At 50.7% G+C, this 11,889-nt stretch carries 10 protein-coding genes; 1 reads left to right on the top strand and 9 read right to left on the bottom strand.

Annotated elements, in window-relative coordinates; genetic code table 11:
- Position 1 precedes the first annotated feature (1 nt).
- Both glpG and glpE read right to left on the bottom strand, forming a co-directional pair.
- A complete protein-coding gene (glpG, locus tag HGD79_RS17500; RefSeq protein ID WP_000928731.1) occupies positions 2-832 on the bottom strand; it encodes a rhomboid family intramembrane serine protease GlpG in 831 nt (276 codons plus the stop codon).
- Between the two features lie 44 nt (positions 833-876).
- The gene (glpE, locus tag HGD79_RS17495) at positions 877-1,203 is read right to left on the bottom strand and encodes a thiosulfate sulfurtransferase GlpE (RefSeq protein WP_000371928.1); all 327 of its coding nucleotides are present in this window, start codon (positions 1,201-1,203) and stop codon (positions 877-879) included.
- A gap of 189 nt (positions 1,204-1,392) precedes the next feature.
- Here glpE and glpD point away from each other — a divergent pair, with 189 nt between their 5' ends.
- Entirely contained in the window at positions 1,393-2,898 is a 1,506-nt protein-coding gene (glpD, locus tag HGD79_RS17490) for a glycerol-3-phosphate dehydrogenase (protein ID WP_000448115.1), read from the top strand.
- Positions 2,899-2,949: 51 nt separating this feature from the next.
- Here glpD and HGD79_RS17485 read toward each other — a convergent pair whose 3' ends face one another.
- The 7 genes from HGD79_RS17485 to glgC all read right to left on the bottom strand — a co-directional run bounded on the left by HGD79_RS17485 (position 2,950) and on the right by glgC (position 11,880).
- Positions 2,950-3,555 carry a hypothetical protein gene (locus tag HGD79_RS17485; RefSeq protein ID WP_000589361.1) on the bottom strand — a complete coding sequence of 202 codons (606 nt, stop codon included), beginning with the start codon at positions 3,553-3,555 and terminating at the stop codon, positions 2,950-2,952.
- 2 nt (positions 3,556-3,557) lie between these two features.
- Complete coding sequence (locus HGD79_RS17480; RefSeq protein ID WP_001183155.1) at positions 3,558-4,325, bottom strand: hypothetical protein; 768 nt, start codon at positions 4,323-4,325, stop codon at positions 3,558-3,560.
- 2 nt (positions 4,326-4,327) lie between these two features.
- Positions 4,328-5,038: a hypothetical protein gene (locus HGD79_RS17475; protein WP_000424555.1), complete on the bottom strand. Its 711-nt coding sequence runs from the start codon at positions 5,036-5,038 to the stop codon at positions 4,328-4,330.
- A 14-nt stretch (positions 5,039-5,052) separates the two neighbouring features.
- On the bottom strand, positions 5,053-6,561 hold the full coding sequence (locus HGD79_RS17470; protein WP_168848538.1) for a PstS family phosphate ABC transporter substrate-binding protein: 1,509 nt from the start codon (positions 6,559-6,561) through the stop codon (positions 5,053-5,055).
- Between the two features lie 124 nt (positions 6,562-6,685).
- Positions 6,686-9,133 (bottom strand): glycogen phosphorylase, encoded by a 2,448-nt coding sequence (glgP, locus tag HGD79_RS17465; RefSeq protein ID WP_139496480.1) that lies wholly within the window; start codon positions 9,131-9,133, stop codon positions 6,686-6,688.
- A gap of 18 nt (positions 9,134-9,151) precedes the next feature.
- Complete coding sequence (glgA, locus tag HGD79_RS17460; protein ID WP_001197646.1) at positions 9,152-10,585, bottom strand: glycogen synthase GlgA; 1,434 nt, start codon at positions 10,583-10,585, stop codon at positions 9,152-9,154.
- The gene (gene glgC / locus HGD79_RS17455; protein ID WP_000253975.1) at positions 10,585-11,880 is read right to left on the bottom strand and encodes a glucose-1-phosphate adenylyltransferase; all 1,296 of its coding nucleotides are present in this window, start codon (positions 11,878-11,880) and stop codon (positions 10,585-10,587) included. The genes glgA and glgC overlap by 1 nt, the downstream gene beginning before the upstream one ends.
- Positions 11,881-11,889 lie beyond the last annotated feature (9 nt).

The following is an 11,889-nucleotide window of genomic DNA, read 5'->3' as shown; positions in this document are numbered from 1 at the left end:
ATTATTTTCGTTTTCGCGCATTGAGCGAATCAACAAAAGCCATCGCTAAACCCACGGCTAACCCGGCGATGTGTGCTCCGTTCGCCATCGACATCCCAAACAAATCAAACCATCCGGCGACAATCCAGATCAGCGCAAAGATAATTAACCCACGTTGCAGGTAAATGCCACTTTGCGGATCGCGTTCACCACGTAGCCAGACGTAGCCCATCAGCGCATACACCACGCCAGAAAGCCCGCCAAACCACGGCCCGCTGAATTTTTGCTGCACATAGCCGCTTAACAGGGCGCTAATGAGAGTAATAACAATTAGCTTACCGCTACCGAGGCGTTTTTCCACCGCACCGCCGAGATACCACCACCAGAGCAGGTTAAAGAGGATATGCATCAGCGAGAAGTGCATTAACGCGTGGGTGAAGTAACGCCAGAACTCAAATTTCAGTGTTGGATCGAATGGCCAGGCCAGCCATAACATCACTTCCTGATCGCCGAGAATTTGCATGGCGATAAACACCACCACGCAGGCGATCATCACCACCCAGGTTACCGGACCTGCGCGTTCACGCAAGGCGGCAAAGAAAGGATAACGGCGATAATGCAGGCCACTGCCGGTATGGCCTGCCTGCCAGCTGGCCGCCAGATAACGCGGATCTGCCGGGTTTTCGAGAAAACGCGCCAGCTCCGCCCGTACGCGCTCGGCCTGGGACTCATCCGCCAGCCAGACATCGCTTTGGTTATGTTGTTGAATCGTGAGGATAACACCCTGCGTCGCCATGTAATCAACAAACGCCTGCGCCACGCGGGGGTTAGCAAAAGAGGTAATCATCAACATCGTTGCTGTCGCTTATTCCACACAAAAGGGGACAGTATAAAGCGTTACGCGCCGTACGCCACCTCTGCGGGAAACTGACGTTGCCAGGCTTCAAAGCCGCCGTCAATGCTATAGACCACATCGTAGCCCTGTTGCAGCAGATACTGCGCCGCGCCTTTGCTGCTATTGCCGTGATAACACATCACCATCACCGGAGTGTCAAAGTCGTTATCACGCATAAACGCGCCCAGCGTGTCGTTGGTTAAATGGAAAGCCTGCACCGCATGCCCCATAGCGAAACTCTGTGGATCGCGAATATCGACCAGCACCGCCTCTTTTTCCTGCAACTTCTGGTGCGCGTCGGCAACGTTAATACATTCGAACTGATCCATGCGTCTCTCTTTCTTTACAAACAAGTGGGCAAATTTACCGCACAGTTTACGTCGAAGCGGCAGATAAACGCCATAATGTTATACATATCACTCTAAAATGTTTTTTCAATGTTACCTAAAGCGCGATTCTTTGCTAATATGTTCGATAACGAACATTTATGAGCTTTAACGAAAGTGAATGAGGGCAGCATGGAAACCAAAGATCTGATTGTGATAGGTGGCGGCATCAATGGTGCTGGTATCGCGGCAGACGCCGCTGGACGCGGTTTATCCGTGCTGATGCTGGAGGCGCAGGATCTCGCTTGCGCGACCTCTTCCGCCAGTTCAAAACTCATTCACGGTGGCCTGCGCTACCTTGAGCACTATGAATTCCGCCTGGTCAGCGAGGCGCTGGCTGAACGTGAAGTGCTGCTGAAAATGGCTCCGCATATCGCCTTCCCGATGCGTTTTCGCCTGCCACATCGTCCGCATCTGCGCCCGGCGTGGATGATTCGGATTGGTCTGTTTATGTACGATCATCTGGGTAAACGCACCAGCCTGCCGGGATCAACCGGTTTGCGTTTTGGCGCAAACTCAGTGTTAAAACCGGAAATTAAGCGCGGATTCGAATATTCTGACTGTTGGGTAGACGACGCCCGTCTGGTACTCGCCAACGCCCAGATGGTGGTGCGTAAAGGCGGCGAAGTGCTTACTCGGACTCGCGCCACCTCTGCTCGCCGCGAAAACGGCCTGTGGATTGTGGAAGCGGAAGATATCGATACCGGCAAAAAATATATCTGGCAAGCGCGCGGCTTGGTTAACGCCACCGGCCCGTGGGTGAAACAGTTCTTCGACGACGGGATGCATCTGCCTTCGCCTTATGGCATTCGCCTGATCAAAGGCAGCCATATTGTGGTGCCGCGCGTGCATACCCAAAAGCAGGCCTACATTCTGCAAAACGAAGATAAACGCATTGTGTTCGTGATCCCGTGGATGGACGAGTTTTCCATCATCGGCACCACCGATGTGGAATACAAAGGCGATCCAAAAGCGGTGAAGATTGAAGAGAGTGAAATCAACTACCTGCTGAAAGTGTATAACGCGCACTTTAAAAAGCAGCTAAGCCGTGACGATATCGTCTGGACCTACTCCGGTGTGCGTCCGCTGTGTGATGATGAGTCCGACTCGCCGCAAGCCATTACCCGTGATTACACCCTTGATATCCATGATGAAAACGGCAAAGCACCGCTGCTGTCGGTATTCGGCGGTAAGCTGACCACCTACCGCAAACTGGCGGAACATGCGCTGGAAAAACTGACGCCGTATTATCAGGGCATTGGCCCGGCGTGGACGAAAGAGAGCGTGCTGCCGGGTGGTGCCATTGAAGGCGACCGCGACGATTACGCCGCTCGCCTGCGCCGCCGTTACCCGTTCCTGACTGAATCGCTGGCGCGTCATTACGCACGCACTTACGGCAGCAACAGCGAGCTGCTGCTCGGCAATGCGGGGGCGATAAGCGACCTCGGGGAGGATTTCGGTCATGAGTTCTACGAAGCGGAACTGAAATACCTGGTGGATCACGAATGGGTCCGCCGCACCGACGATGCCCTTTGGCGTCGCACAAAACAAGGCATGTGGCTGAATGCGGATCAACAATCTCGTGTGAGTCAGTGGCTGGTGGAATATACGCAGCAGAAGTTGTCGCTGGCGTCGTAAGGATGATGCCCGGTTGAAGTGCAACCGGGCTATTTGGATTCCTTAGACTATTCATTGTAAATAATTGAATAACGGCCCCTGAGCTAAAATCGCCAAACTTAAGCACGTTACCCAATCGCCCCACTTCTTCCTCTGGTTTCTATTTTTTCTGCACCAATGGCAATAATATCCCCATGCAAAACCAAGCTGTGCACTAATCGGGCCGACAAAATCAGTCCAAGGCTGCGGCCAAAAAGGGGAAAAATTCAGGGGAGGCCAGACAAACGTCAGAAAGAAATTTCGGATATTTTCCAGCAACGCTGATTTCTCTGGAGAAATATAAAGAATGAAATTCGAGAGAATTAACCAGAAATAGACCGGCGAAAAGACCAGCCAGCAATGCAGTCTGTTTTTTAATTCAGGAGGCGTTCTGCGGGAGAATTGCCAACCGATGCCAGCCATTACACTGAAAAAAAGTGCATATTCAACCATTAACTCAAGTTGTAATTCCTGAAGAGAAATACGCACAACCAGGAGCGGAAAGGAGAATATTATTTCTGCCAGAAAAGTTAACGTGAATATAAGTACGGCTAAGACAATAACCGTCGGCCATACCAATAATGGCACGATAACAAAACCGAGAATTACAGGGGGAATATAAAGCCGGAATTTAATCATTTTTATTTTCCTGGTGATTCGGATGATGCGTCATACATCGCGCATAAACACTCATCAATTATCCAGTCATCTTCCCAGACCTGATATTCTGTCATTGGTTCGGGCTGTTTTAGCGGATTCTCAATCGCTTGCCGCGCTCTTTCTTTCAGTAAAGGATGATTATTTCTAGCCCAGGCATTGATTTGGGTGGTAATGACGTTATCGATATCGTCCTGGTTATCTCTGATATAATCCTCACAATATCTGTTCAATAAACAGGCAAGAGAAACGGTCGACCAAAAGCCGGGAACTGAATTAATGGCATCCAGCAATGGCGCAAGAGCGATATCGGCACGGAAAAACATTTCCAGCATATACTGTAATTCGACAGCTTCATCGCCGGATACCCAATCAGTCATATACTGGCAGGCAAATCGCTGTAAAATTGCCCGTTCATCCGCACGCCAGTTTTCTTTACTGGCAAGGTTTATACGCCGTAGAGAAAAAACTACGTGAATATTGTCAAAATGCCCCTGTGCAACAAATTCCAGTAAACGCGGCAGAAAATAGCGGACCTCATCGCTATTTTGCGGATCAGGCCCTGGGCTACTATTCCAGGCATTGATTAAGGAATACGGGATCGCTCGTAACGATGTACTCCGTAATGCCTTTTGTTCCTGCTGACTCAGGCAATATTCACAACAAACCACAAATTTCTGCGGCACCTGATAACGACGAAAGGTGTGATAAATCTGCTCAATTAATGCCTGCATGGCGGGGCTGGGTTGCATAGTTACCCCCTCGCCCGCTGATCGCGTGTAAACGGTTGATAGACAAAACGAGCATTCGCCGCGTTCAGGCGAATAAGGGCGCTACGCGAAAGGGAAAAGCTGGGGCGAATGCAACTATTGCAGTCTCGACAGCTTTCCTCTGCGCAATTTTCCACTGAGTAATGACGCGTGTAGAGTTTCAGTTCGGCCTGCTTATCGCGAAATCCGCGTAAACTGTTATTGTTATGAAATTTCCAGGCATCTTTTAAGACCTGAAAGATATAGACATCCTCAATCCAGGAGTCACATTTTTTAAGCGGGCGCTTTGCTATTATCACCCGCTCATCCGGATTTAGCATCGCCGTAAATTGTACGGTGACGTCATTTGTCGTGTTCAGGTCACATTGAACATCTGGTACATCACTGATATAGGGGTCAAATCCAAAATCAGCACCACAGGCACAAAGACGGCTAATGGTGGCGGTATCGAGGGAAAATCCCGGCCATACCTTGCTGGAGGTTAAGCCAATATTTAATGTGACATTATATCGAAGCAATCCCTCAAGACCGTCAGCACCGACGAACTTTTCCCCTTCATCCAGGGCCTGGTTAATGAGTTGCTGAACAATGCCTTCATCCCAGTATGCCGATTTGCAGTTGGCAATCGTAATATCCACGCCTGTGAATGGATCAGTACCGACAAGGCTTGCAAATAATGTATTAACTAATTCCATTTTTATTATCCGCCTTAATGCAACGTTTTATACATCGGCACATAACCTACATCTTCCACCAGGCTCTGCCCCTGCGGCGTTAAAAACCACTCCACCAATTTTTGTGTTTCTGACGTCATATTTTCCCGCGTTACCATAAAGGCATCGACGATATAGGGATATTTGCCGTTGCGAATGTTTTCGGCAGTCGGTGCAATACCGTTAATCGCTAGCAGTTTTATATTTTTATCGGCGTTCATTTGTGTTGCGTAATAACGGAAGGTGTAACCTATTGCGTTGTTTGTATTACGGTATTCGGCAACGACTTTAATCATTCCCTCCATCATACTTGCCACTTCTGTTTCCTGCGGCGAGATCATGCGGACATTTGTCATGACCTGGGATTGCATCACCGTCTGGCTACCAGAGTCTTCCGGGCGTTGCCAGGTCTGGATCTCCTGATCGTTACCGCCAACCGTGCGCCAGTTGGTAATTGCACCACTGAAGATGTCACGCACTTGTTGTTCGGTCAGGGAATTAACCGGGTTATCTACATTGACGATGAAAACAAACGCTTCACGGGCAAAAGGCGTGTAAATCAAAGTGACGCCCGATTCCTCCGCGCGTTTTTTCTGCCCACCGGAAGGTTGAGCCACAAAGATAATATCGGCATTACCTTTAACAATCTTGTTATATGCTTCGGGAGTACGAGAGTTCGCCAGATATTCCCATTCGTGAAAATCTTCCGGCAAAACGCTTAGTGCATAAAAGGCAGAGGCATAAATGGGGTACGCCGCCGTTGCGCCATCAAGTCGCGGCCAGTTTTGCGTGAACTGAATTTGCGGTTTACCACGCAGTGGTGTCAGTTGATTATTGAGTTTATCGGGTCGCCAGGCCCAGGTATCAATATTTTCACGCACACCGACGCCGGGATTAAGCTGTTTATATAAATAAGCCTGGTAACCGGCGACAAAACCAAGCATGAGAAGGATAAACAAGAGAGAATTACGGCAACGTAACCCGGACGTGCCCGTTAAAGGATATCTGGTCGGCCAGCCGTACCCCAGCGAAAAACTGATATGCGCGCCAACAGGTATAATGACTAACCACCAGTACTCACCACCGACTAATGAGGCTAACAAAACGCCCAGCCAGGGGAGCATAAGATCAGCCAACCAACCCGCTCCCATCTGGCGAAATTGATAATCTGCCAGATGCAGCGCGATTATCCAGACCCCCAGGGTTAATAATGCGGGTACTAAAAAAAGACATTGTCGCCAGACGGCTATTTCTCTTTTTTCTGGTGCACTATCGTCCGCCCACACTCGCCCCGAGAAAAATAGCATTAATGCGCCCAGCGCCAGCATAAAAATGTTGAGCAGAAGGTAAATTGTTGGCGTGATAAAGATATTACAAACTTCAATAATACCGGCAAGTCCGACACCCAGCATGGCAATAACCGCCGCCAAAAACTGCGCCAGAATGGGGATGCCGAAAAAAGTCATTACCAGCGAGGTCAAAATCCATTTTCTGTTTTGCATTATTCTTTCCATTCTTTCTGAATGGCGAAATTATACTCCCCGAGTCCCCTTGCCCCTTCTGGACACTTTTCCGAAATGATGGCGAAAAAAACGGGACCCTTTGGCCCCGTTCTATTTATTAGTGAAATTACAATCTCACCGGATCAATATGCCAGATATGATCGGCGTACTCTTTGATAGTACGGTCAGAAGAGAAGTAGCCCATATTGGCAATGTTCAGCATCGCTTTTGCGGTCCACTCTTCCTGAAGCTCGTAGAGTTCGTCGACTTTATCCTGACAATCGACATAGCTGCGATAATCCGCCAGAACCTGATAGTGATCGCCGAAGTTGATCAGCGAATCAACCAGATCGCGATAGCGACCCGGATCTTCCGGACTGAATACACCGCTGCCGATTTGCGTCAGCACCTGATGCAGCTCCTCATCTTTCTCGTAGTATTCACGCGGTTTGTAGCCCTGACGACGCAGTTCTTCCACTTCTTCCGCAGTGTTACCAAAGATAAAGATATTGTCAGCACCGACATGATCCAGCATCTCGACATTCGCACCGTCCAACGTACCGATAGTCAGCGCACCGTTAAGCGCAAACTTCATGTTACTGGTGCCGGAAGCTTCCGTCCCCGCCAGCGAAATCTGTTCAGACAGATCGGCCGCCGGAATGATCAACTGCGCCAGGCTAACGCTGTAGTTCGGGATGAACACGACTTTCAGCTTGTCGCCAATCTGCGGATCGTTGTTGATCACTTTCGCTACGTCATTGATCAAATGAATAATGTGCTTCGCCATGTAATAGGCCGAAGCCGCCTTACCGCCAAAAATATTCACGCGCGGTACCCACTTCGCATCCGGGTCGGCCTTGATGCGGTTATAGCGGGTAATCACATGCAACACATTCATCAATTGACGTTTGTATTCGTGAATACGTTTGATTTGTACATCGAACAACGCCTTTGGATTCACCACCACATTCAGCTGCTGGGCGATATACTCTGCCAGACGCTTTTTGTTCTCCAGCTTCGCCTGATGCACAGCGTGATTAACCATTGGGAAATCACAGTGTTGTTGCAGCTCATTAAGCAGGCTAAGGTCGGTGCGCCAGTTACGGCCCAGGTGTTCGTCCAGCACGGCTGAAAGCGATGGGTTCGCTACCGCTAGCCAGCGACGCGGCGTCACACCGTTGGTGACGTTGGTGAAACGACCCGGGAAGATTTTCGCAAAGTCGGCAAACAACGATTGCACCATCAGATTAGAGTGCAGTTCCGATACACCGTTAACTTTGTGGCTCACAACAACCGCCAGCCAGGCCATACGCACACGACGACCGTTGGATTCATCAATGATCGACGCCCGTCCCAGCAGATCGGTATCGTTCGGATACTGTTCCTGCAAGGTTTTCAGGAAATAGTCGTTGATTTCAAAGATGATCTGCAGGTGACGCGGCAGAATTTTACCCAGCATATCAACCGGCCAGGTTTCCAGCGCCTCGCTCATCAGCGTGTGGTTAGTGTAGGAGAAGACCTGACAACACACCTCAAACGCGTCGTCCCAGCTAAATTGGTGCTCATCGATCAGCAGACGCATCATCTCAGGAATCGACAGTACCGGATGGGTATCATTGAGATGAACCGCGATTTTATCCGCCAGGTTATCGTAGGTTTTATGCAACTGATAATGGCGGCTTAAAATGTCCTGAATGGTCGAGGAAACCAGGAAGTATTCCTGACGCAGGCGCAGCTCACGCCCGGAGTAGGTGGAGTCATCCGGATACAGTACGCGAGATACGTTCTCGGAGTGGTTTTTATCTTCCACTGCCGCGAAGTAGTCACCCTGGTTGAATTTACCGAGGTTAATTTCGCTACTGGCTTGCGCACTCCACAAACGCAACGTGTTGGTCGCGTCGGTATCGTAACCAGGGATTATCTGATCGTAAGCGACTCCCAGAATCTCTTCGGTTTCAATCCAGCGCGTTTTTTTACCTTCCTGCTGAATGCGACCACCAAAACGGACTTTATAGCGCGTGTTGTGGCGTTTGAATTCCCACGGGTTACCGTATTCCAGCCAGTAGTCTGGCGACTCTTTCTGGCTACCGTTAACGATGTTCTGCTTGAACATACCGTAGTCATAGCGGATGCCGTAACCGCGCCCCGGCAACCCTAACGTCGCCAGAGAATCAAGGAAGCAAGCCGCCAGACGTCCCAGGCCACCGTTACCGAGGCCCGGATCATTTTCTTCATCAATCAGCTCTTCGAGATTTAACCCCATCGCTTCCAGTGCGCCCTGTACATCTTCGTAAATTCCTAGCGACAACATGGCGTTGGAGAGCGTACGGCCAATCAAAAACTCCATCGACAGGTAGTAAACCTGACGAGTTTCTTGCGACAACTGGGCACGGTTTGAACGTAACCAGCGCTCCACGAGACGATCGCGCACAGCAAATAACGTTGCGTTCAGCCATTCATGTTTATTGGCGACGACCGGGTCCTTTCCAATCGTAAACATCAGCTTGTAAGCGATAGAGTGCTTAAGAGCTTCTACGCTAAGCGTGGGCGATGAATATGTAAACGGAGCATTCATATAGGCGTTTCCTGAAAACTATTTCAAGCGATAGTAAAGCTCACGGTACGACTTCGCCGCGACCTGCCAGCTAAAATCCATTGCCATAGCCTGACGTTGCACAAACCGCCACAGTGAAGGACGGGACCACAGTACAAAAGCACGCCGAATAGCCCGTAACAGCGACCAGGCATTACTATCTTCAAAGACAAACCCACTGGCGACGCCATCTGCAAGGTTCTCAAGAGAACAGTCAGAAACCGTATCAGCAAGCCCACCGGTGCGCCGCACTAACGGCAGCGTACCGTACTTCAATCCATAAAGTTGCGTTAAGCCGCACGGTTCAAAACGGCTGGGCACCAGAATGACGTCCGCGCCGCCCATAATGCGATGCGAAAATGCTTCGTGATAGCCAATCTGAACGCCCACCTGACCGGGGTATTCCGCTGCCGCCGCAAGGAAACCTTCCTGCAGCACCGGATCGCCCGCGCCGAGTAGCGCCAGCTGCCCGCCCTGCTCCAGAAGACCCGGTAAGGCTTCCAGCACCAGGTCGAGACCTTTCTGGCTGGTCAGACGGCTCACCACTGCAAAAAGCGGCACTTTATCGTCAACCTTAAGCCCCATTGCGATTTGTAACTGGCGCTTATTTTCCGCTTTATCTTCCAACGTATCGCGGGTGTAACGCGAGGCCAACAGTAAGTCCGTCTCTGGACTCCAGATTTTCTCGTCCACGCCGTTCAGTACGCCGGAAAGACGCCCTTCACGGTGACGCTGTTGCAACAGACCTTCCATACCGTAGGCAAACTGCGGTTCGGTGATCTCGCGAGCGTAGGTTGGACTGACCGCCGTAATGTGATCGGCATAGTACAGACCGGCCTTCAGGAAAGAGATTTGTCCGTTGAATTCCAGCCCATGAATATTAAAGAATGACCATGGCAATTGGATGTCATTCATATGATGTGCATAAAACATGCCTTGATAGGCCAGGTTGTGCACAGTAAACACCGACTTCGCCGGACGCCCGCGCGCCGCCAGATACGCAGGCGCAAGGCCTGCATGCCAGTCGTGCGCATGCACCACATCAGGACGCCAGAATGGGTCAAGCCCGCTGGCCATTTCTGCCCCAACCCACCCCAGCAGCGCAAAACGCAATACGTTGTCGGTATAGGCAAATAAGTTGGTATCGTGATACGGGCTTCCCGGACGATCATAGAGATGCGGCGCGTCAATCAGGTAAATGCCAACCCCGTTGTAATGACCGAACAACAGCGTGATATGTCCGGCGAAGGTATCACGACGGGATACTACCTGCGCATCGGTCACGCCACGGCGAATATCGGGAAATGCAGGCAACAGTACGCGAGCGTCAACGCCGTCTGCGATTTGTGCTGCGGGTAATGCCCCAATAACATCAGCCAGACCGCCGGTTTTAAGCAGCGGGAACATCTCTGAACATACATGTAAAACCTGCATTATCGCTCCTGTTTATGCCCTAACTTCCGTAGCATTTCGCGCGTTACCAGCACGATGCCTTCTTCTGAACGATAGAAACGACGTGCATCTTCCTCTGCGTTTTCACCAATCACCATGCCTTCCGGAATAACACAAGCACGATCGATGACGCAGCGGCGCAGACGGCACGAGCGACCTACCCATACTTCCGGTAACAATACGGCGGAATCAATGTTGCAGAATGAATTCACGCGAACGCGCGAGAACAGAACGGACTGCACCACCACCGAACCGGAGATCACACAACCGCCGGAAACCAGTGAGTTAAGGGTCATCCCGTGGCTACCGGAGCGATCCTGCACGAATTTCGCTGGCGGTAATGATTCATTGTAGGTGCGAATTGGCCAATTGCGATCGTACATATCCAGTTCCGGCACCACAGAGGCCAGATCGAGGTTCGCTTTCCAGTAAGCTTCCAGCGTACCCACATCGCGCCAGTACGGCTCGGCATCCGGGTCGGATTGTACGCAAGAGAGCGGGAACGGGTGCGCATAGGCCAGACCGGCTTCGGTGATCTTGGGAATCAAATCTTTGCCAAAGTCGTGGCTGGAGTTCTCATCGCGATCGTCTTCTTCCAGCAGTTCATACAGATAGTCGGCGTCAAAGACGTAGATACCCATACTCGCCAGAGATTTGCTCGGATCGTTCGGCATTGACGGCGGGTTAGCAGGTTTTTCAACGAATTCGATAATTTTATCGTTCTCATCAACCGCCATAACGCCAAATGCGGAGGCTTCTTCAATCGGTACTGGCATACAAGCAACGGTGCAACGTGCGCCTTTTTCGACGTGGTCGATAAGCATACGCGAGTAGTCTTGCTTGTAGATATGGTCGCCCGCCAGGATCACCACGTATTCCGCTTTATAACGGCGGATAATGTCGAGGTTTTGGGTGACCGCATCTGCGGTGCCGCGATACCAGTTTTCCCCTTTCATTCTCTGCTGTGCTGGCAGCAGATCGACAAACTCGTTCATTTCTTCATTGAAGAATGACCAGCCGCGCTGAATGTGCTGCACCAGAGTGTGGGACTGGTACTGGGTGATCACGCCCATACGACGGATCCCAGAGTTGATGCAGTTAGACAGCGCAAAGTCAATAATGCGGAACTTACCGCCGAAGTGTACGGCCGGTTTTGCTCGCTTATTGGTTAAATCCTTCAGGCGGGTACCACGTCCTCCCGCCAGTATCAGGGCAACAGATTTCAATGGCAGCTGGCGCGCCAACATTAAGTGATCGTTCTTCTCTAAACTAACCATGACTAACTC

This window comes from Escherichia sp. SCLE84 (genome assembly GCF_012584495.1).
Taxonomy (GTDB): domain Bacteria; phylum Pseudomonadota; class Gammaproteobacteria; order Enterobacterales; family Enterobacteriaceae; genus ECMA0423.
This window is presented reverse-complemented; position numbering and strand designations above follow the sequence as displayed.

Coding starts and splice junctions, on each gene's coding strand:
- HGD79_RS17485 (WP_000589361.1), bottom strand. CDS start 3,555: ATGATTAAATTCCGGCTTTATATTCCCCCTGTAATTCTCGGTTTTGTT.
- glpE (WP_000371928.1), bottom strand. CDS start 1,203: ATGGATCAGTTCGAATGTATTAACGTTGCCGACGCGCACCAGAAGTTG.
- HGD79_RS17480 (WP_001183155.1), bottom strand. CDS start 4,325: ATGCAACCCAGCCCCGCCATGCAGGCATTAATTGAGCAGATTTATCAC.
- glgA (WP_001197646.1), bottom strand. CDS start 10,585: ATGCAGGTTTTACATGTATGTTCAGAGATGTTCCCGCTGCTTAAAACC.
- glgC (WP_000253975.1), bottom strand. CDS start 11,880: ATGGTTAGTTTAGAGAAGAACGATCACTTAATGTTGGCGCGCCAGCTG.
- glpD (WP_000448115.1), top strand. CDS start 1,393: ATGGAAACCAAAGATCTGATTGTGATAGGTGGCGGCATCAATGGTGCT.
- glgP (WP_139496480.1), bottom strand. CDS start 9,133: ATGAATGCTCCGTTTACATATTCATCGCCCACGCTTAGCGTAGAAGCT.
- HGD79_RS17475 (WP_000424555.1), bottom strand. CDS start 5,038: ATGGAATTAGTTAATACATTATTTGCAAGCCTTGTCGGTACTGATCCA.
- glpG (WP_000928731.1), bottom strand. CDS start 832: ATGTTGATGATTACCTCTTTTGCTAACCCCCGCGTGGCGCAGGCGTTT.